This is a genomic window from Pseudoalteromonas sp. NZS127_1 (genome assembly GCF_015864295.1).
Classification (GTDB): Bacteria; Pseudomonadota; Gammaproteobacteria; order Enterobacterales; family Alteromonadaceae; genus Pseudoalteromonas; species Pseudoalteromonas arctica.
Genome location: NZ_JADYXO010000018.1, coordinates 46,367 through 65,222 on the forward strand (window position 1 = coordinate 46,367; position 18,856 = coordinate 65,222).

Consider the following 18,856-nt stretch of genomic DNA (forward strand, 5'->3'; position numbering starts at 1 on the left):
TTATGCCTAATTTTTATTATCGTTTCTATACTTATCAATAAGCTCAATTACTAACGCGTAGTTAAAATGATCAATTGCTTCTTTGAGCTTAAATAGAGAGTGGCCTCTCTCATATTGATTCATTTCTAGCTGTCTAATCAAACTGCTAGGTACGGGGCGAGCCGTTAATGCTAATGAGTATATATTATCAATAACTGAGTCTTCGTTTTCTAGTTCATGTTGCTGTATATGTTCTTTTTTAAAGCTGTAAGCTATCAAAAATTGTTTTACAGCAAAAAGTGTAAGTATTAATTGCTCATTAAAATGAGATAAATTAATACTTTTCTTATCTATTAAGCTTTTCTCAACACTTTGCGCACTTTGTTGCAGTAGCTCAAAGCCTAATGTGCCGGCCAAGCCTTTGAGTGTATGTACTAGTCGAATTAAGCTTTCTAACTCTCCATTTTTGATTAATATATCAGCTTTAATCGAAAAGTCATTGTAATCGTTGACAAACTGAGTAAATAATTTAGCTAACAATTCGTCATTGTTTTCTAGGTTTTCTTTTGCTAAAGGCAGGTTTATAGTGCTCAGAGATTCGCTACTTTGCAGATGCTTTTCTATACTTTCGTAAAGCGCATCAAAAATAATCGGTTTTACTAAAAAGTCATCCATACCCGCTCTAAACGCTGCTTTTTTATCATTAGGATCTGCGGCTGCCGTAATGGCAATTATGGGAGTTTTGTAGCCTCGCTCTCTTAATATGCTTGTTGCTTCAAGCCCATCCATAACTGGCATTTGAACATCCATAAAAATAATATCGATGTCATTTATCTCTACTTTATCTAATGCATCATGTCCATTATCAGCAATGATCACGGTCATATCTAATCTTGCTAAAAGGGCGGAGGCTATTTCTTGGTTAATTCTATTATCATCAACAACTAATGCATTAAAACCCGAGAATTTAGGGTGAGGCTTTAATTGCTTTTCTTTAAAATTATTTGGTGAAAGCTTTCTTAAAATTTCAACTTCACTATTTTTATTACCAATAATTATAATGTCTATATTTTCATTTTTTGCAATTGGCTCAGGAGACTCTTCATCGGTAATTAATAAAATCAGTGTCAATTTTTCATTAACGTTTTTATTTTGAGCGTACAGTTGTTGTAAAATAAAGTTATCGTTGAGCTCTTTTTTTTCTATCGACATTATTACAATACTAAATGGGCTACTAGGCTGAGACATTTTTGCAATGGCCCTTAATGGTTCTTGTGTTGTTTCTGTCGTTATATTTATATCACTTAGTAAGTCCATTAATTTTTTAATTTGGTCATTATCAGGGCTAATTAATAAGGCGTGTTTTTTAAGCTTTTGTTGCTCAGATAAAGTAAAGGGTAGAGTAAAGAAAAACTCGCTACCTTGATTAATCGTGCTCCTTACTTGTATATCTCCGCCCAGCAATTTAGTTAATTGTTTGCTTATAGTGAGTCCTAAACCAGTCCCACCATACTTTCTTGTTGTGCTTGAATCACCTTGCGAGAAAGACTGGAATATAATTTTTGATTGCTCTTCAGTCATCCCAATACCCGTGTCTTTTATACTAAAGCGAAGGTTTATTGTTTTTTCGTGTTGAGATGTCGCTTCTATAATTAATGATATTTCACCATGCTCAGTAAACTTAATTGCGTTACCTACACAGTTATTTATTATTTGACTTAAGTGCATTGGGTCGCCAATAAGTTCAAGCCCTGAATCAACGTGTAAAGTAAAGTTTAATAACAAGCCTTTTTGCTTAGCATTTGTTGAGAATAAATTTTGAACGTTAGAAACTATAGTATGTAAGGTAAAAGGGATTTGCTCTAACTGAACTTTTTCCGATTCTAGTTTAGAAAAATCCAGAATATTATTTAAAATCTGCAATAAATTTTGAGCACTTGAAAAAGCTTTATCTGCGTAGTGTTTTTGCCTTGAGGGAAGCTCGCTGCTTTGTAAGAGTTGCAACATACCTAATATGCCATTCATTGGGGTGCGAAGTTCATGACTCATATTGGCTACAAAATCTATTTTTGTTTTATTGGCTTTATCAGTTTGCTCCATAGCACTCGTCAGGTCGGCATTCATTGCTTCCATTTGGGAATTTAATACGCGGGTTTCATTGAGTAGCTCTTTGGTTTGCTTATTTTTTAAATATAAAGCGTTGGCTGCTTTTATTACCGACGCTATTTCAGTTTGATTTTGGCTGGTATTTGAAATGGTTACTGGCTTTTCGTTATTCATGTCTTTAAGTAATAAAGTGAGCTGGGTAATCGGTTTTATAACCGATCTAAAAATAAAATAGCTTAATAATAAAATGATTAACATAATTAAAACGGCAAATATATTTGCCTGTTCTGTATTTTTTGTTAAGTGGCTACTTAGTAGCTCTTCTGTTTCGGTTAGTTTATTTTTTTCTATATTTTTAATTTCATTAGTTAAATACAGCAATTCGTTTTCTATGCCTGTAAGCACTACATTTACAGAAAAAGTGTAGCTACGGGTGAGTAATACAAGTTGGTTATAAGCTTGTTTTAAGCTTGTTGTTTTATTGGAGAGGGATTCATTTATTACAGAGGTGCTCGTTAGTTTTTTATGTAAGTGATTTAAGTTTTGTTTTACATTTTGTGCTTCATCAAAATTAGGTTTATAGAGATAGCTTATAATTGCGTGTTTTAAATTACTTATTGTGAGTAAAACATCGTTAAAAATAACTTTATTATCATTGTTTGAAGACCCTTCTAAATCACTAATTGTTACCTGTAGGTCATCAATAGGCTGTTTGAACTGAGTAGTGTAAAGGTGTTCGCGTTTTTGTCTGTTTACGACAACTTGGCCAAATGTATCTTGGTAATTATTTAGATACTCGCCAAGGCGTATTAGTGAGTTTTGATACTCAGGGGTCTGGTTTTGAGTGTTTGTTTTTAGCTGCTCGAGATTTAGATTTGCCTTATTTAAATAAAAATTAAATTTGGTAATCGTATTTTCATTTGCATTGTCAATAAATGAAACTGCATGCCCTTGCAGGGAAATAATATCGTTTTCTAAGTGATTCACAGCTTCACTTTGAATAAGCGCGTTATGCTGCGACTTTTGCAAGTTAAGTAAGGACGTTTGCGAATAGTTAAACAAATAGCTTTGTAAAAGAAGTAATCCAATCAGCGAACACAAAGCTAATATTATTTTTGATTTAATTGAATTTATTATCATTATCGGCTAATCAACTCATACCATTTTTGTAGACTGTAGTCATAGGTTGGCATAACTGTATTCCATACTGCTACATTGCTAAAGCGTTTATAGTAACTACCACCATTACGTTGCGCACCAGCTTTAATAGCTACGTCGCCATTTGTATTTAATAAGTCTATGTTTGTTGCTTTTCCACCGTACCAGTAATCCCATTCGGCCGGCGATAAGAGTAGTTTAGAGCGTTGTGGGTTACTAATGTAATAACCTTGGCGAGCAATAAATGCACCAGGCCAGCCTGAAAGCCACCAATTCATATAATCGTAAGCTGCATCTTTTACGCTACTTTGTGTTTGTGACGATAAACACATAACACCATGCCAGCCTCGGTAGCCTTCTTTTGGCGCGGCAAAACGAATATTAATATTTTGGCTGTTTAACGCAGAGACGGCAGGCGAAAACATACTTTCTATATGGGCTCGCTTACTTCTCATAAATTCAATCGACTCAGGAACCGAGTTCCAATAGCCACTAAAGTGACCTTGGCGTTTAAAGTCGAGTAATATACTAAACAATCTATCAAGTTCTGGGCGAGTCATCGCACCTATATTTTTAAATTTTATAAGCCCTTTACTTTGCGCTGCTAGGGCTAGGTCAAAGAGTCCAATGGTAGGCGCATTTACGATAGCTACTTTACCTCTGTTCTCGTCATCAAGCAGCCAACTCCAGCTTTCGGTTTCGTATGCTATACCGGGCTTAATAAAATCGGTGTTGTAACCAAAAGAGTCAACATTATGCACATAAGGTAAAAAGCTAATATGATCGCTTTCTTGTGAGCTTAATGTGCCATCGGGTTGAGCATTTAATAATTTATAGGGAGCATCACCTGCACCAATACTTGCAGTTTCGGTTAGTTTTCCCGTTTTAGTAAGTGGATTTATCTCGTTAAAGTAGGTGAGTCGTTTTTTTTCTATTGGCTGTATAGAACCTGCATCCCAAAGCACATTAATGCTGTTTGACCATTGTTCGTATAAATCAAAGGAGCTAGGGTCCATTGATGCCTTTTGCAAAACAGCAGCGCTGCCTGCGGGAGTAAATTCTATATTAATACCCAAGTCACTCATCGCTTGTTTGCGGATAGCCTCTTGGAGTGTTACATGCGTACCAAGCACTCTTAATGTGACTTTTTTTCGAGCAAAAACATAAGGCGCATGTGTTATTGCACCAGCTGTTAAACCTATTGCAGCTAGCTTTTTTAGCGTTGAACGCTTAGGTATGTCCATGTTAAGCCTAAAGTACTAATGTGTGACATTATGTATAGCTAAGAACTTGTAAAGACACAAGTTGAATGGATAAATTTAAAATTATATAAAATGAAAAACTAGAATAGTAGGGTATCAAAAAATAATAAAAACAATGGAAAAATAGAAGAGTAGAGCGAATTTGAAAAGGAGTAGGAAAGTGGTGGAGCTAAGCAGGATCGAACTGCTGACCTCCTGCGTGCAAGGCAGGCGCTCTCCCAGCTGAGCTATAGCCCCACATTCCTAAATTACATATAATGTAACTGCTTGACTGCTGAGTTCCAAGCGGGAAGAACTTTAAGTTTTTTTATAAATTTGGTCAAGTATTTTTTCGTAAATTTTCACTGTTTACGTCAATTTTTGTTAGACTCGGCTTAATTCAAAACTAAAACGATAAAAAACAATGAAAAAATGTGTTCTAGCGCTTATGGTTTTACTCGCTGGCTGTGCCTCAAATGATGAGCCGCCTTTTGAAATAAATAATAAACAGTTTCACGAAAAGCAAGATGAGCAAGGCAATAAGCTTTTTGCTTATGTTGTTTCGGTAAAAGCTAAGCATCGTGAAAACTTTAACCTAGACCGTGCTCCTAACAATAGACCAAGCCGTGGTGAGGTTAAGCAGTATATAGAGAAAGAGCATTTTGAAGAGTCGAGCATTCTGAAGTTGCAGCTAGAAGATCAAGCAGTTGAATTATTAAATCAAGAGCTAAAAGAGCGTGAGTATTGCGATAACAAACATGAAGTTAATGATGTTTTATGGCGAGATTTGAGCGTACAGCTAAGAGGACGTTGCTTGTAATATGTTGGCTGATAAAACTAAGTTAGCAGAGCTTTTAGTGGACCTAAATATTACTTACGATGCAATAGAACATCCGCCGCTACATACTAGCTTAGCGGCTGATGAGTTTATGATTGAGCGCCCAGGTACTCGTCTTAAAAACCTATTTTTACGCGATAACGAAGGCAAGCGACACTTTTTAGTTATTACAGCGCACAATAAGCAACTCGATTTAAAGGCACTATCAAAGCAACAAGGGCTTTCGCGTTTAGGGTTTGCATCGAGTGAACGCTTAGCAACGTATTTAAAAGTGGCTCCTGGGTGTGTATCTATGTTGGCTCTTTTAAATGATAAGCAAAACGAAGTGAGCTTATGGGTCGATCAAGATATTTGGGGTGGTAATTTGTTTCATTGTCATCCGTTTGAAAACACCCAAACATGGTTGCTTAGTAAAGCTGATTTAGAAACATTTTTTAATCACACAAAGCATCAACCGCGCGTTGTATTTTTACCCTCAAAATAAGCCCACATAATTAACGATAAACCGCATAAGCAAACCGCGAGCAGCGTAAACATAAACGCTGTTTGCCCATGATGTTGGTATACCACACCGGGTAATAACGACCCCAATGCCCCACCACTGTAATAAAACGATACATATCCGCCATTGGTTACGCTTGGCGGGGCTTTACTTATTTTATTAACGAGCGGTGCGGCAGTTGAGTGAATCACAAACATAGCGCCACAAAACAAAGTAAATGCGATTAAAAATAAGCTAAGCTGGTGGCTCATTAATAAAATAATACTCACACTATAAAAACTAAATACCGCAGTTAATAAATGCCAAGGCGAAGGGACTTTTTTAAGTAACCAAGGTGCAGCAATCGAGGCGAGGGCACCAACTAAATAACCACTGTAAACTAAACCTATGTCACGAGTATTGGTAATTAAAAACGTGTTTTGTAATATAAACGGTAAGTAATTAAGTAGTGCAGCAAAGCAAAAAAACATACAAAAAACGGCACCGTACACTTTAAGGATAGCCCCTTCTTTAAGCTGTTTAATGTAGTCCAGTGGTGAAAGCTGAGACTTTGTTGCTGGGTTCGAAAATTGAGAATGTTTGATTGTTAAAGCTAAAAAAATAAGCATAAAAGCAATTACGTAATAAAAGCTCTGCCAATTCCATAAGTCGCTAAACAAAGCTGCGAGCACACGACCAAAGTAACCACCAACTATACTGCTACCAATATATAGGGTCATGTTTTTTTGAAGTGTATCAGCGCTATAACTCATACCTATATAGCTAGTCATTGCTGTTAAAGCTGCGGGGAGCGTTAGACCTTGTAAAAATCTGACTAATAATAAAAGCTCAAAGCTAGGTACATAAATAAAAAGTAAGCAGCTAAGGCCTAAAAGCACCATTGCAATACGTAATATAAGTAATGGATTTATTTTTGCTAAAAATAAACCATAAACGAGCGGGGCAATGGCTAAGGGCAGCATAGTTGCAGTCATTAAGCTGCCAGCTACCGCAGGTGCTACATTAAATTCGCTCGCAAAAAGGCTAAGTAGGGGTTGCGGTGCATAAAGCACAAAAAATATAAATACCGAGCAAACGAGTAGATGAGGTAAACGCATTATATGGCTTGTGCATTTGCTGATTGGTTGCGTGGCATTGTATTAAAAATTGTTTTTAATTCATAATTAAAACCATAGTCATTGCGCTATATCATGGTTTGTTTTAACTAGTTTGCTAGATTAATGTCGATAGCGCTGTTATTTGAACTCGTTGGTGATTAAAATAGCGATAATATTAGTTTTTAGTGGAACAAAGCCATGGGTTCATTACAAGACCAATTGCTTCAAGCAGGATTAACAACATCGCATAATGCTAAAGTTGCTAAATCAGAAAAGCGTAAGCAACAAAAAAAGCAAAAGAAAGGGGCTACTAGCAACCCAAGTGATCTGCAAAAGCATATTCAACAAACCAAGCTAGAGCAGCAAAAAAAAGCTGAAGAGCTTAACCAAACACGCCAAGTAAGCTTAAAGCAGCGCGAGCAAGAAGCGCGTGTTAAACAAATTTTAGAGCACCACAACCAAGACGCTATTCGTGGTGAGCGCACATTTAATTTTACTTATCAAAATAAAGTAAAAAATATCGACGTAAACGAGAAAACGCAAAAAGCGTTATCGGGCGGTCGTTTAGCTATTTGTGTACTAGAAGGGCAATTTTACGTATTAGACGACGAACCAGCACGCAAAGTGGCTGAAGTTGACGAAAAGTATATTGTTTTTCATGTAGAGCCAGAAAACAAACCAAAAGATGAAGATGACCCGTACGCAGACTTTGAAGTACCAGATGATATAGTGTGGTAATAGTCCATTAAGGGTAAGCTCATTTTTATTTGCTAAAGTATATAAAAGTGAGACAGAAACGAGTTAGCGGTTTTTGGTTAAGTTGATCGTCTAGCGTCGTTTCGTACGTATGCTTTTTATTTGATTGTTTACTACAATCAATAGAACAGTTTTTCTAACCGTCAAAAAAGAAGAGTAAATACAATGAGCAAGATGAAAACACTACTATTAGGCGCGGGCATTACTTTAGCCGCAAGCTTCTCGTTTAATGCAGCTGCTGCCGATGGCGCTGCACTCTATACCGCTAAAAATTGTCAAACTTGTCATGGCGCTGAAGGTAAAGCACCAATTATGGGTATGTACCCTAAACTAAACGGTCAAAACAAAGATTATTTAGTAGCGCAAATGAAAGATATTAAGTCAGGTGCACGTAATAACGGTATGACCATGGCTATGAAAGCAATGGTTGCAACGGTAACTGATGAAGAGTTTGAAGCAATTGCAGATTACCTAGCTAACGTAAAATAATTTACGCAGTTATACCATTTTAATACAATTGGTATTTTAGTTTTACAAACAGCCACACAATAGTGTGGCTGTTTTGTTTGGTGTTTGCTATAAAATAGAGACTGCTTTAGACTTCTAAACATCTGTTCGTACAGGTTAATAATGTACGTTTTTAAAAGGCTTATTATGTTTGATTTACCCCAACTCGATTTAAAAAATAAAGTATCGGCACAAGAGTGGCAACTGCGTATTGATTTAGCTGCGTGTTACAGACTGGTAGAGCACTTTCGTTGGGGGGATTTGATCTATACGCATTTATCAGCACGTTTGCCTGGCACCGATCATTACTTAGTGAATGCCTTTGGTTTAACCTTTGATGAAGTAACTGCGTCTAATTTAGTAAAGGTCGACTTAGACGGTAACATTATTGACGATACGCCATTTAGTATTAATCCTGCTGGTTTTACTATTCACAGTGCGATTCATGAGGTACGCGAAGACGCTCATTGTGTTATTCACCTTCATACCAAAGAAACAATCGCAGTCGCTACACAAAAAAATGGTTTATTACCGCTTAGCCAATATTCAATGTTTTCACTGCCATCACTTTCTTATCATGGCTACGAAGGGCTTGCAGTAAACGACGACGAGCGAAAAGTGCTGCAAGATGATTTGGGCAGTACTAACCATATGTTATTGGTAAACCACGGTGGCTTAACGGTAGGCCCAACGGTAGGCGATGCGTTTATGCGCTTTTATGATTTACAGCGAGCGTGTGAAATTCAATTAGCGCTACAATCAAGCTTGCAAGAGGTGATTGAAGTACCGCAACCTATAATCGACAATATTTATAATCAAGCAAACGTAGTACACAGCGGCAGCACTGGCGGGCAACTTGCGTGGCCTGCGATGTTACGTAAAGCGTATCGACTTGACCCTAGTTTTGCAAAATAACCCATAGCGGTTAATAAGGAATTTTAATGAAAGTAAATCGCGTTGAAGTATTTGATATTCACTGTCCTGATAGACCTTCTTGGACGCCAGTATTTGTACGTATTCATACAGATGAAGGCATTAGTGGTGTTGGCGAAGCCGGTCTTGCTTACGATTTAGGTCATAGTGCTGCAGCGGCTATGATAAAGGAAATGGCAGATGCTTTTTTAATTGGTCACGACCCATTTCAAACAGAAAAGTTATGGTCACGTATGTTGCGTGAAAGCTTTTGGGGCTTAGGCGGCGGACCTGTTGTATATGCCGCAATGAGCGCAATAGACACCGCTCTTTGGGATATTAAAGGAAAAGCGCTTGGTTTACCGGTCTATCAATTACTAGGCGGTAAAGTTAACGACAAGCTACGTACATACGCATCGCAATTACAGTTTGACTGGGATAGCGAATTTAAAGCGCTAGTACAGCCACAAGAGTATGCAGAAGCTGCTTTAAAGGCAATAGCTGAAGGTTACGACGCAGTAAAAGTAGACCCAATTCAGTATGATAAAGACGGCAATACTTATTACGACCGTACAAAAATAATCTCACGTACTGAAATGAAGCTATACCGTGCACGTATGCAAGCTATTCGCGAAGCGGTAGGCGACGAAGTTGATATTATTTTTGAATGCCATAGCTTACCTGGCGTTACAACGGCTATTCAGTTAGGTGAAATTGCAGAAGAGTTTGACTGTATGTACTTTGAAGAGCCAGTTAACTATTTAAACCATTCATTACACGCAAAAGTAGCTGATAAAGTATCAGTGCCTATTGCTGGTGGTGAGCGTCTGTATAATCGTTGGGGTGTACGTCCGTATTTAGAAGATCAAAGTATTGATGTACTACAACCGGATATTGGTTTGTGTGGTGGTTTTACCGAAACTAAAAAAGTATGTGACTACGCAGATATTTTTGATGTGCGTATTCAAGCTCACGTATGTGGTGGTCCGGTTGCAACAGCAGCATCACTACACTTAGAGACCGCTATCCCTAACTTTTTGATTCATGAGCATCATACTTATGCGATTAAAAAGTGGAACCGCGAGTTATGTTTACAAGACCCACAACCTAAAAATGGTTTCTTTGAAGTGTCAGAAGAACCTGGATTGGGTATTGAATTAAACGATGAGATTGTTATGCGTTCTCAACGCGTAGAAATAAAATAATAGCCTTTTAACCTAACTTTAGGTCATACATTAAAAAGCCGGTAAGTGATTAGTCACTTACCGGCTTTTACTCGTTTGGGGGGAGGTAAAGCTTGTTATAACTCGTTGATTTTACATTCCACGTCTTTAAGTTCAATAGTTGCTTTACTATCAAGGTGGCGTATATAGCATTGCTTGCCTTTAATCATCAATTCAAACTGATCGGGTGTATTGCGACTTTGCGTGTCGATAATATTATTACCATCTACATTGCTAAGGGTTACTGTGCTGCTGGTAGTAAATACATCATCAGCTAATTGAGTCTCTTGCATATGTACAAGTATTTTAATTGCTTTGCTAACCGCTGTTTTATTTGGCTTTGCCAGTAGAGCATGTTGCAGCTTAGGTGTCGGGTCTGGATTTTGAGATATGCAGCCATTGAGAAGAAGCGCTGAAAATACAACGATTAGTAAAAAGTACATTTTCATAAATTGGCCGTATTATCATAAAAAGAGAGTTTAATATAACTAGTTTTACTTACACTTGGTAGTAGTGCTTAGCGTTTGTATAGCTAAGGTCATGCCATGTCTTATTGTTTGAGCATAACGCCTTATGGCAGTGCCATAGATTGTTGTAGCTTGTATTTATTTGGCACACAGGGAAGTTGCTAGCAAACATAATACGCTGCTGGCCAAAGTGATTAAAAAGAAAACTAAAACACGCGGCTTGTTGCTCGCTGGTGAGTTGTAGTAATTCAAAACCAGAGAATTTAATTGCTATGTTGTCATGCTGAGCAAGTAACTCAACACCTTGTCGCCAATCATTTAAATTACTTGGCAACCCTGCATGATTAATTATAATTTGAAGCTGCGGTAGCTGCTTAGCGTAGTAAGCCACTCGTTTGGTTATTTCGCTATTTTCAATATCAAACTGAGCTTCAAAATGCAGTTGGGTATCTGATAATATTGTTAGGTTTTTAAAACTATTAGCATCTAATAAACGCTTTGCGTCAGTACCTTCGGTTATATCTCTAATGCCACACAAACTCAGATGAGTTAAAGCTTCTAACGAGTTTATAAACTGATCAGCCGATGAGTCAATTTGGTTGTAACTAATAGCCTTAAATGAAAGGCTTTTTAAATGCGAGTCTAGCCAGTTTAGCTCGTTAATAGGGGAGGTGTTATCAAACCCTGCTTCTATATGAACAAGCCCTACTAGCTCAAAGTCAGTACTTTTAACAAGTTGCTGTGCACTTACTGGCTGTTTTATTTTTTCTAAATTTGGCCACGCTGGTGGGTTAGCGCCTTGTAGCCATGAGTATTGACCTTCTACTAAATTAAAAAAGTGTACGTGTGGGTCAATAATTTTTAGGCTCATTGCAGATTACTCATTGGGCAGTATTCATTGCGCTGTGTAACCACCATCAATACTTTGTAGGCTGCCAGTAATAAAGCTGGCATCGTCGCTTGCTAAAAAGCTCACAAGGGCGGCAACCTCGTCGGCTTGACCTAATCGGTTAAGCGGTTGCAGACTTGCTTCCTCGGCAACTATTTCAGCTTTGTTTGCGCCACTTTTTGCGCAGTACGCATCTATCGCGTTATGAAATAGCGGGGTTTCTATTGTGCCAGGGCATACCGCATTTGCTCTAATATTAAAACCCGCATAATCAAGCGCTGTTGTTTTAGCCATTGAGGCAAGGGCATGTTTTGTTAGGTTATACGCAAAAGAGTTTTGCTTACCTATAATTGCTTGATCGGAAGCGACTAATATAATAGCGCCGCCATTTTGCGCTTTCATGCTTGGCAATACGCTTTGTATTGCGGCATAAGCGCCTTTAACATTAAGCGCAAAAAGTGCATCGAGAGTTTGCTCGTCGGTGCTTTCTATATTTGCGCTTAAGTGTTTTCCAGCATTAGAAACAAGTACATCAATACGTTTGCTTTGTTCACAGATAGCGTTGATACAGCTTTGTACCGCCGATACATCACTTACATCACACTGATGAAATATACCGATTTCGCTCAGCTCTATATCAAGGTTATGTACTTCATAGCCATTGTTTAGCAAACGCTTAACTACGGCTAAGCCAATACCTTTTGTACCACCTGTAACGACTGCAACTTTAGACATACTTACTTCCTTTATTGCTAACTAGTGAGAGTGACCACAGCCGCCTTCAGCGTGCACATGTCCGTGAGAAACTTCTTCACTTGTTGCTTCACGTACCGATATAACTTCAACGTCAAACGTTAGCGTTTTACCAGCAAATGGGTGGTTTAAATCACAATCTGCGTTAAAACGACCAACCTTAACAATAGTAACCTGATGACGACCTTGGTTAGAGCTAACCATTGCTGTCATACCAGGTTTCCATACTTTAACATCGCCTTGTAGATGCTTAAGCGGAATACGCTGAATTAAGTCATCAACACGCTCGCCGTATGATTCACTTGGCTCTAGAGTTACACTAAATTTTTCGCCAGCTTCTTTGCCTTCAAGTGCTTTTTCTAAACCAGGAAGCATGCCTTCGCTGCCATGAATGTAAGTAAGTGGCGCTTCGTTTGTGCTACTTTCAATTTGCTCGCCCGCTTCGCTAAGGGTGTAATGAAATTCAACTGCTGAATTTTTGCTAATTTGCATGCTTGTCTCTTAAAATAATAACTATGTTAGGGCGCAATTTTACGCGAAATATACTTGTTTATAAACTTAACGTGGCTGATTTAGTGTTTTTTGTAAATTTAGCAGAAAATCTTTTTTTGTTGGGGCTGCTTTTTGCTTTTCAGCCTGTGGTATAAACAGTACTAATTGAGTACCAGGCTTTAAAATGCTCGATGCAGAGAGTTTGTTCCATTTTGCCAAGTCGCTATGGGGTACATCGTAAAGCTGACTTATACTCCAAAGGCTATCGCCCGACTTAACTTCGTAATCTATTTCAATGGTGGGAATCGCAATCTCTTGGTGTTCTAAATAAGGGCTAATTTTGTAATCAACTGTTAATGTGCTTGGCAGGGTTTTAGGTTGTCCAACTAATAACTTTTCTCCAACGCCTATTAAATTATTATTTTTGTTATTAAGTTGTTTTAAAGCTTTTACCGACATACTAAAACGTCTAGCAATACCGTAAAGCGTGTCGTTTTGTTTAACGATGTACTCTCCAGCAAAGTTTGATTTAAAAAACTGACTTTTTAATAAGGCCTCTTGCCCTATAGGCAGCAGTAAAGTATGCGGCCCGTTAGGTGAGCTTTGATTTTTTAAATATCCCTGATTAATCGCGTGTAACTGCTTTGAACCTATACCAGAGAGCTTAGCGATGACTGAAAAGTCGAACTGCTGGCCTATATTCATCTGTGTTGTAAATGGCTTATATGCAAGCTTTGGGCATTTAATGCCCTTTTGTGGGTGCTTAACTAAATAGCTTAAAGCGAGTAACTTGGGTACGTAGTCGGCAGTTTCTTTTGGCAGACTGAGTGACCAGTAATCGGTGCTTTTACCGCGTTTTTTGTTTTTTTCGATTGCGCGTTTAACGCGGCCCTCACCACTGTTATAAGCAGCCAAAGCATGTAGCCAATTACCATCAAAGCGTTTATGTAAGTAGCTTAAGTAATCAAGTGCAGCATCGGTTGAAGCAAGTACGTCTTGGCGACCGTCGTACCATTGGTCTGACTTAACTCCAAAGTGATGCGCTGTTGCGCCAACTAACTGCCAAACACCAACAGCTTGCTGTGATGAGGCTATCGTTGGTCTAAAATCGCTTTCTACAAATGGTAGTAAAGCGAGCTCCATAGGTAGTTGCTTTTGCTCAATTTTTTTTACGATATGATACAGGTAAGGCGCTGCGCGTTTACTCACAGTTTGTAAGTAGTTAGGTTGCTTTGCGTACCAGCTGATACGCTTTTTTAACGCGCGATTTTGATAAACCGTAAAGTGTAGATTGTTGGCTATATGCACCCACAGATCGGTGGTTTTTGGTGGGCGCTTTTTTACGATTGTTTTTTTGAATTGAAGTGGCGTAACGTGCTCACTAACTTGGGGCGTTTGAGCTACTTCATCATCAATATCATAAGTATAGTCAGGCTCAAAATGAGTAAATATTTGTGGAGCTTCTTGTGGTTCTTGCTCCGTTGATTGACAACCAAATAACAAAATACCCAAACAACATAAAACCAAACTGCGCATAGTGATCACTTTTGTGAATTCCTTTTATTATTTTAACACAATCCGTTGTGTTGAGTTATTCTGCGCTTTTTGCGCGATTTAGGCCAGCTTGTAAAAAGAAGTTGCTCGATTTTATATTAAGCGCTTCTTGTTTATAAGGCTCAATAACTGATTCAGGAAACGACAGCATTAACTGCTCAATACTTTGATCTTTATTGTTTTTAACGTGCTCTGTTATGGCTGTTAAAAATGATAGAGGCTGTTTCAGCTGCTCTTTTGTTAATGTACCGCCGTGCCCAGGTAAAATAATAGTGAGCTTTTCGTCGTTAATATATTGCTTAAGCAACGTTTGCCAACTTTTAAGTTCACCGTGTCCAGGGTAAGGAAGCCAGTCAACGATATCGCCACCAATCAGCACACTGCCATTATTAGTAGTAATAGTTAAATCACCGTTAGTATGGGCTTGCTGCGGCTCAATGGTTATCTCAAAACTACCAAGGTCGATAGTTTTATGATTATCGATTATTATTTTTGGTTCGCCAAGTTGATATTCTTGCCAGCGAAAAAGTCGTTTTTTTGCAAGCTCTAACTTATTTCGCCATTTAGCTTGCTCTTCTTTGGGCACATTCGCTAATCGTTGGTAGCTCAGCTCAATGCTCTTTTCATACGTGTCTAGCTTGTCGGTATATGCTGTTTGATAAAGGTTAAAATTTTTATTTACCTGCTGATGAACAATGAGCTTGGCATCAGGATAAAAATTTTGCATAACCGCCATACCTAGCAAGTGATCGTCATGGTAGTGGGTAGCCACTAAATAGCATAAGGGTGTTTTAAGGCGGTTCTTTAAATCTTCAGCAAGTTGTTCAACTGCAGCAAAATTGGCGCTCGTATCAACAAGTAGGGCACATTTCTCGCCTTCAATTAACATTTGGTTAGAGTCGTAAAAGCGAAGCTTGTCTTGTTGCTTTAAAAACTGAATATGAGGGTTTATTGTATTCCAAGTGACGGCAGCATAGGTGCTAGGTACTATTGATAATAAAGTGCATGCTAATAGTAAGTGCTTACATGAAGAGGCTATGTTTGAAAGTTTTAACTTCATTTATTATCTCTACGCTGATGTTTAATTACTTTAATAATAAACAAAAAGCGCAGTATGCGCTTTTTATTTTTGGTGTTTGGGGTCATTTGCCAAATGCTGACTGAGTTTATCAATCATTTGGTCTTGATGCTGTTGCTCAACTGTAGCCTGTGTTTTTGCTTCTAGCAATTCGTGGCTTAAGTTTAATGCTGCCATTAGTAGGGCTTTTTGATCGTTTCTAACGGTTGAGCGTTGCTTCATTTGCTCAACTAAGTCATTTAGATTTTTAGCTGCTGCTATTAATGCATCTTCCTGCCCTTCAGGGCAAGCAAATTGCTGCTCTTTACCTAGCAACTCAACAGTGACCCGCTGGTTTTGCAGCTCAGACATTAGCTAGCCTGTTGTGCGCTTTGTAACTTATCAAGAAGACCAGATAAAGTAGTGCTGGCATCTTTTTGCTTTTCTTCATTTTCTAAAGCTTCAAGTTGTAGCAATTCGTTGTCATCGCTTAGTTTAGTGTTCTGTTCTTTTAAAGTAACAACATCTGTTTGTAATTGGTTATTACGTTCGATTAAAGAATCGATCAGTTGTTCGAGTTGTTGAAGAGTAGTGTTATTCATAAAGGCGCTCATATAACTGTAATTAATGTCATGCAAATGTAAAGCAAAGTGTGTTGATTTGCCAGCATTTACGGTGGTTTTAGCTGATTTTTCTTTTGCGTTAAGGGATAATTCAGCATATGGGCTTTTTCATTCAGAAATGGTTCACTTAAACACTCTCTTATCTTGGTGTAAGTTGCCAAAGCCTAGTGCTTATGGTTCACTTACGATATTAAATTGCGTATGGCGAAAATAAATAATGCTTAGTTACAGACACTCATTTCATGCGGGTAATCCTGCCGATGTACTTAAACACTTAGTACTGGCACAAGTGCTAAATTATCAAACAATTAAAGATAAACCGCTTGATTATATAGACACACATTCAGGTGCTGGCTTTTTTGAACTTGCAGCTGCCGATGCGCAAAAAACGCAAGAGTATCAAGATGGTATTGAAAAACTTTGGCATCATAAAAGTGAGCATGCTGAGCTTAATGAATACATTGAATTAATTAAGTCATTTAACGACACTGACGAACTTGCGTTTTATCCAGGTTCACCAAAAATTGCAGAGCACTACTTACGCCGCCAAGATAAGGGTTGGTTTTTTGAACTGCACCCGCGCGATTTATTATTACTTGAAGAAAACATGCAAGGTAAGCGATCTATTCGTGTACGTGGAGAGGATGGTTTTGCAGGCTTAGTTGGTTTGTTACCACCAGCATCTCGCAGAGCGTGTGTATTAATTGATCCTCCATACGAAATTAAAGATGACTACGAAACGGTTGTAAAAACCTTAGTTAAAGCTCATCAGCGCTTTGCTACAGGTACTTACATGATTTGGTATCCGGTTGTTGATAGAGAACGCATTGATAATATGGAGCAGGGCTTAATTGATTCAGGAATGCGCAACATTCAGTTATTTGAATTAGGCACTGAAGCCGATACTGATGTACACGGTATGACAGCATCGGGCATGATTGTAATTAATCCTCCATGGAAGCTAAAGCAAACAATGGATGCAATAATGCCTGAGCTTGTTGGTTTGTTAAGTGAGCCAAGTGGTTTTTACCGAAGTGAACAACTCGTTGATGAGTAACTTTAAATAGCGCTTATAACGAATAATAAAATGCCCAGCTTTGCTGGGCATTTTATTTAAAATCAATACGAATGTGTTAGGTAATATTTATATAAGGGAGCTAAATATTAATTAAAATAAACCGCACTAAAAGTAGCAAGTGTATTACCGCGACTGTTTTTAAGTTTTAGTGATTCACCTGTTATTTCCCACTTTGAAGTTTTGCTAAGTACGTCAGACATAGCCGCTTCTTGGCTCATATTATCCGAGCACATCTTTTTTGTACTTGCTAGCTGACTAAGTGTAATTGTTTGCTGCTCGGTACTATAGCTTCCGCTAAAATTATTACAGCCTAAAAAGCCATTAACGCGGTGGTCTTTATTGAACTGAATGAATGGTTCTTTAGTTGTAACATTCACAGTTTGAGCATTTATTGTTATTGCTTTCCAGTAAGTATTTGTGATTGTTACATCGGGTTTTTGAGTCGACACTTTTGAAAGCTCAATTTTATAGGGGGTAGTTAACTGTGATTCTGCAAACGGGTCATGATTTGTTGTACTTGTGTAAAGCACTTTGTCTTTATTTATAATTCTGGCGCTTAGGCTATAGCGATGTTTATCGCTAATTTTGCTGGCATCATAAATTAGCTCAACGGTAAATGGCGGGGCTTGGGTTACATCAATCACTTCTTGTGTGATTATATCGGCTTTTACTTCCATTGGAAAGCGTAACTATTAATTGCGAGCCAGGGCGAAGCATACTGCGATCTTTGTAGCTAGCTTGGATAGTAAGGCTGGTTATTGCTTCTGCAATTTCTGTGTTTTCAGTCGATTTAGTTTGCTCACCGCAGCCAGTTACTGCAAAAGCGCTAAGCGCCAATAAGCCAATCCCTGCAACTGCTTTTTTACGCGAAGATACTGCTTGATGCTTTTCCATGTTGGTTATCCTTACTCAATATTATGTCCTTAGTGTATTACCTAGTTACTTAATCATTCCTTAACTTATTTTAAACATAAAAAAAGGCGCATTAGCGCCTTTAATAATTAAAAACAAACGATTATTTTTTAACAAACTTAGTTAAAATAACAATGCGCTGGCCGTCAACTCGCCCTTCAATATGTTCAGGGTTGCTGGTTAGGCCAATATTACGAACAGCTGTTCCACGTTTAGCGGTAAGGCTACTGCCTTTAACGTCTAAGTCTTTAATTAGGGTAACAGTATCGCCTGCTTGAAGAACTACACCGTTGCTATCTACATGCTTTAAATCGTCATCTTCGGCAAGTGCTTTTTTAGCCCAGGTTAGCGTGTCTTCTTCAAGGTAAATCATGTCTAGCGCATCTTGTGCCCAGCTATTATCAGGCGCTAAACGCGAAAGCATTCTGTAAGCTACAACTTGTACTGCAGGAGTTTGGCTCCACATGCTATCGTTTAAACAGTGCCAATGTGTAGGCGTTATTTCGCTGTTATTCTCGATTTGATCTTTACATGTTTGACACGTGTAAATACATTTATCTGAGTGGGTTTCAGTTACCGGTGGTACTTCATAAACAGATAAGTTCTCGGTGGCTGCACACAATTCACATTGATTATTACTACGTTCGATTAAGGCTTTTTCAATACTCATGGGGCTCTTTCTGATTCTGGTCGAGTTAACATTTGCTGCTAT

The 18,856-nt window shown here is 38.2% G+C and carries 21 protein-coding genes and 1 tRNA gene; 7 read left to right on the top strand and 15 right to left on the bottom strand.

The annotated features are described in order from the left end of the window. Window positions 1-6: 6 nt before the first annotated feature. From I6F50_RS15275 to I6F50_RS15285, 3 genes are all read right to left on the bottom strand, one after another. Window positions 7-3,225, bottom strand: coding sequence for an ATP-binding protein (locus I6F50_RS15275; protein WP_197176633.1), 3,219 nt, complete (start codon window positions 3,223-3,225; stop codon window positions 7-9). Further along, window positions 3,225-4,487, bottom strand: a complete 1,263-nt coding sequence (locus I6F50_RS15280; RefSeq protein ID WP_197176636.1) for a PotD/PotF family extracellular solute-binding protein — start codon at window positions 4,485-4,487, stop codon at window positions 3,225-3,227. Before I6F50_RS15280 ends, I6F50_RS15275 begins: the two co-directional genes overlap by 1 nt. Window positions 4,488-4,666: 179 nt before the next feature. Next, window positions 4,667-4,742: transfer RNA gene (locus I6F50_RS15285), tRNA-Ala, on the bottom strand. 166 nt (window positions 4,743-4,908) lie between these two features. On the opposite strand from I6F50_RS15285, the gene I6F50_RS15290 reads away from it, so the two are divergent. Together I6F50_RS15290 and I6F50_RS15295 are read left to right on the top strand one after the other, a co-directional pair. Continuing rightward, entirely contained in the window at window positions 4,909-5,304 is a 396-nt protein-coding gene (locus I6F50_RS15290) for a hypothetical protein (RefSeq protein ID WP_197176638.1), read from the top strand. A 1-nt stretch (window position 5,305) separates the two neighbouring features. After that, complete coding sequence (locus I6F50_RS15295) at window positions 5,306-5,806, top strand: prolyl-tRNA synthetase associated domain-containing protein (RefSeq protein ID WP_165741164.1); 501 nt, start codon at window positions 5,306-5,308, stop codon at window positions 5,804-5,806. Here the strand turns inward: I6F50_RS15295 and I6F50_RS15300 are convergent. Continuing rightward, window positions 5,773-6,921 carry an MFS transporter gene (locus I6F50_RS15300; protein ID WP_165727106.1) on the bottom strand — a complete coding sequence of 383 codons (1,149 nt, stop codon included), beginning with the start codon at window positions 6,919-6,921 and terminating at the stop codon, window positions 5,773-5,775. The genes I6F50_RS15295 and I6F50_RS15300 overlap by 34 nt on opposite strands. A 198-nt stretch (window positions 6,922-7,119) precedes the next feature. On the opposite strand from I6F50_RS15300, the gene I6F50_RS15305 reads away from it, so the two are divergent. The 4 genes from I6F50_RS15305 to I6F50_RS15320 all read left to right on the top strand — a co-directional run bounded on the left by I6F50_RS15305 (window position 7,120) and on the right by I6F50_RS15320 (window position 10,301). Then, on the top strand, window positions 7,120-7,659 hold the full coding sequence (locus I6F50_RS15305; protein WP_002957867.1) for a DUF2058 domain-containing protein: 540 nt from the start codon (window positions 7,120-7,122) through the stop codon (window positions 7,657-7,659). Between the two features lie 183 nt (window positions 7,660-7,842). Next, window positions 7,843-8,166, top strand: coding sequence for a c-type cytochrome (locus I6F50_RS15310; protein ID WP_002957866.1), 324 nt, complete (start codon window positions 7,843-7,845; stop codon window positions 8,164-8,166). 165 nt (window positions 8,167-8,331) lie between these two features. Then, window positions 8,332-9,099 carry a class II aldolase/adducin family protein gene (locus I6F50_RS15315; RefSeq protein WP_197140972.1) on the top strand — a complete coding sequence of 256 codons (768 nt, stop codon included), beginning with the start codon at window positions 8,332-8,334 and terminating at the stop codon, window positions 9,097-9,099. Between the two features lie 26 nt (window positions 9,100-9,125). Beyond that, window positions 9,126-10,301 carry a mandelate racemase/muconate lactonizing enzyme family protein gene (locus tag I6F50_RS15320; RefSeq protein ID WP_024610450.1) on the top strand — a complete coding sequence of 392 codons (1,176 nt, stop codon included), beginning with the start codon at window positions 9,126-9,128 and terminating at the stop codon, window positions 10,299-10,301. A gap of 95 nt (window positions 10,302-10,396) precedes the next feature. Here the strand turns inward: I6F50_RS15320 and I6F50_RS15325 are convergent, their stop codons facing one another. The 8 genes from I6F50_RS15325 to I6F50_RS15360 form a co-directional block, all read right to left on the bottom strand. After that, entirely contained in the window at window positions 10,397-10,768 is a 372-nt protein-coding gene (locus tag I6F50_RS15325; RefSeq protein WP_101164329.1) for a hypothetical protein, read from the bottom strand. A gap of 49 nt (window positions 10,769-10,817) precedes the next feature. Further along, window positions 10,818-11,657: an amidohydrolase gene (locus I6F50_RS15330; RefSeq protein WP_197176640.1), complete on the bottom strand. Its 840-nt coding sequence runs from the start codon at window positions 11,655-11,657 to the stop codon at window positions 10,818-10,820. Window positions 11,658-11,681: 24 nt separating this feature from the next. Then, window positions 11,682-12,410 (bottom strand): SDR family NAD(P)-dependent oxidoreductase, encoded by a 729-nt coding sequence (locus I6F50_RS15335; RefSeq protein ID WP_010554366.1) that lies wholly within the window; start codon window positions 12,408-12,410, stop codon window positions 11,682-11,684. A gap of 21 nt (window positions 12,411-12,431) precedes the next feature. Further along, window positions 12,432-12,920, bottom strand: coding sequence for a peptidylprolyl isomerase (locus I6F50_RS15340; protein WP_007586440.1), 489 nt, complete (start codon window positions 12,918-12,920; stop codon window positions 12,432-12,434). Window positions 12,921-12,986: 66 nt separating this feature from the next. Further along, window positions 12,987-14,456 (bottom strand): LysM peptidoglycan-binding domain-containing protein, encoded by a 1,470-nt coding sequence (locus tag I6F50_RS15345; RefSeq protein ID WP_197176650.1) that lies wholly within the window; start codon window positions 14,454-14,456, stop codon window positions 12,987-12,989. A 55-nt stretch (window positions 14,457-14,511) separates the two neighbouring features. After that, window positions 14,512-15,534: an MBL fold metallo-hydrolase gene (locus I6F50_RS15350; RefSeq protein ID WP_165741618.1), complete on the bottom strand. Its 1,023-nt coding sequence runs from the start codon at window positions 15,532-15,534 to the stop codon at window positions 14,512-14,514. A 63-nt stretch (window positions 15,535-15,597) separates the two neighbouring features. Next, complete coding sequence (locus tag I6F50_RS15355) at window positions 15,598-15,903, bottom strand: cell division protein ZapA (RefSeq protein WP_007586447.1); 306 nt, start codon at window positions 15,901-15,903, stop codon at window positions 15,598-15,600. Next, window positions 15,903-16,133 (bottom strand): hypothetical protein, encoded by a 231-nt coding sequence (locus tag I6F50_RS15360; RefSeq protein ID WP_007586448.1) that lies wholly within the window; start codon window positions 16,131-16,133, stop codon window positions 15,903-15,905. Before I6F50_RS15360 ends, I6F50_RS15355 begins: the two co-directional genes overlap by 1 nt. 238 nt (window positions 16,134-16,371) lie before the next feature. Here I6F50_RS15360 and I6F50_RS15365 point away from each other — a divergent pair, with 238 nt between their 5' ends. Then, window positions 16,372-17,211 carry a 23S rRNA (adenine(2030)-N(6))-methyltransferase RlmJ gene (locus tag I6F50_RS15365; RefSeq protein ID WP_121953748.1) on the top strand — a complete coding sequence of 280 codons (840 nt, stop codon included), beginning with the start codon at window positions 16,372-16,374 and terminating at the stop codon, window positions 17,209-17,211. A 107-nt stretch (window positions 17,212-17,318) separates the two neighbouring features. Here I6F50_RS15365 and I6F50_RS15370 read toward each other — a convergent pair whose 3' ends face one another. From I6F50_RS15370 to I6F50_RS15375, 3 genes are all read right to left on the bottom strand, one after another. After that, window positions 17,319-17,909: an META domain-containing protein gene (locus I6F50_RS15370; protein ID WP_231613028.1), complete on the bottom strand. Its 591-nt coding sequence runs from the start codon at window positions 17,907-17,909 to the stop codon at window positions 17,319-17,321. Beyond that, window positions 17,869-18,126, bottom strand: a complete 258-nt coding sequence (locus I6F50_RS20335) for a hypothetical protein (RefSeq protein WP_231613029.1) — start codon at window positions 18,124-18,126, stop codon at window positions 17,869-17,871. Before I6F50_RS20335 ends, I6F50_RS15370 begins: the two co-directional genes overlap by 41 nt. Window positions 18,127-18,247: 121 nt before the next feature. Further along, entirely contained in the window at window positions 18,248-18,814 is a 567-nt protein-coding gene (locus I6F50_RS15375; protein ID WP_165741914.1) for an alkylphosphonate utilization protein, read from the bottom strand. Window positions 18,815-18,856 lie beyond the last annotated feature (42 nt).

What these genes read in the sequence shown, in the direction of transcription:
- I6F50_RS15275 (WP_197176633.1), bottom strand. Translation starts at nt 3,225, where the DNA reads ATGATAATAAATTCAATTAAATCAAAAATAATATTAGCTTTGTGTTCG.
- I6F50_RS15280 (WP_197176636.1), bottom strand. Translation starts at nt 4,487, where the DNA reads ATGGACATACCTAAGCGTTCAACGCTAAAAAAGCTAGCTGCAATAGGT.
- I6F50_RS15290 (WP_197176638.1), top strand. Translation starts at nt 4,909, where the DNA reads ATGAAAAAATGTGTTCTAGCGCTTATGGTTTTACTCGCTGGCTGTGCC.
- I6F50_RS15295 (WP_165741164.1), top strand. Translation starts at nt 5,306, where the DNA reads ATGTTGGCTGATAAAACTAAGTTAGCAGAGCTTTTAGTGGACCTAAAT.
- I6F50_RS15300 (WP_165727106.1), bottom strand. Translation starts at nt 6,921, where the DNA reads ATGCGTTTACCTCATCTACTCGTTTGCTCGGTATTTATATTTTTTGTG.
- I6F50_RS15305 (WP_002957867.1), top strand. Translation starts at nt 7,120, where the DNA reads ATGGGTTCATTACAAGACCAATTGCTTCAAGCAGGATTAACAACATCG.
- I6F50_RS15310 (WP_002957866.1), top strand. Translation starts at nt 7,843, where the DNA reads ATGAGCAAGATGAAAACACTACTATTAGGCGCGGGCATTACTTTAGCC.
- I6F50_RS15315 (WP_197140972.1), top strand. Translation starts at nt 8,332, where the DNA reads ATGTTTGATTTACCCCAACTCGATTTAAAAAATAAAGTATCGGCACAA.
- I6F50_RS15320 (WP_024610450.1), top strand. Translation starts at nt 9,126, where the DNA reads ATGAAAGTAAATCGCGTTGAAGTATTTGATATTCACTGTCCTGATAGA.
- I6F50_RS15325 (WP_101164329.1), bottom strand. Translation starts at nt 10,768, where the DNA reads ATGAAAATGTACTTTTTACTAATCGTTGTATTTTCAGCGCTTCTTCTC.
- I6F50_RS15330 (WP_197176640.1), bottom strand. Translation starts at nt 11,657, where the DNA reads ATGAGCCTAAAAATTATTGACCCACACGTACACTTTTTTAATTTAGTA.
- I6F50_RS15335 (WP_010554366.1), bottom strand. Translation starts at nt 12,410, where the DNA reads ATGTCTAAAGTTGCAGTCGTTACAGGTGGTACAAAAGGTATTGGCTTA.
- I6F50_RS15340 (WP_007586440.1), bottom strand. Translation starts at nt 12,920, where the DNA reads ATGCAAATTAGCAAAAATTCAGCAGTTGAATTTCATTACACCCTTAGC.
- I6F50_RS15345 (WP_197176650.1), bottom strand. Translation starts at nt 14,456, where the DNA reads ATGCGCAGTTTGGTTTTATGTTGTTTGGGTATTTTGTTATTTGGTTGT.
- I6F50_RS15350 (WP_165741618.1), bottom strand. Translation starts at nt 15,534, where the DNA reads ATGAAGTTAAAACTTTCAAACATAGCCTCTTCATGTAAGCACTTACTA.
- I6F50_RS15355 (WP_007586447.1), bottom strand. Translation starts at nt 15,903, where the DNA reads ATGTCTGAGCTGCAAAACCAGCGGGTCACTGTTGAGTTGCTAGGTAAA.
- I6F50_RS15360 (WP_007586448.1), bottom strand. Translation starts at nt 16,133, where the DNA reads ATGAATAACACTACTCTTCAACAACTCGAACAACTGATCGATTCTTTA.
- I6F50_RS15365 (WP_121953748.1), top strand. Translation starts at nt 16,372, where the DNA reads ATGCTTAGTTACAGACACTCATTTCATGCGGGTAATCCTGCCGATGTA.
- I6F50_RS15370 (WP_231613028.1), bottom strand. Translation starts at nt 17,909, where the DNA reads ATGGAAGTAAAAGCCGATATAATCACACAAGAAGTGATTGATGTAACC.
- I6F50_RS20335 (WP_231613029.1), bottom strand. Translation starts at nt 18,126, where the DNA reads ATGGAAAAGCATCAAGCAGTATCTTCGCGTAAAAAAGCAGTTGCAGGG.
- I6F50_RS15375 (WP_165741914.1), bottom strand. Translation starts at nt 18,814, where the DNA reads ATGAGTATTGAAAAAGCCTTAATCGAACGTAGTAATAATCAATGTGAA.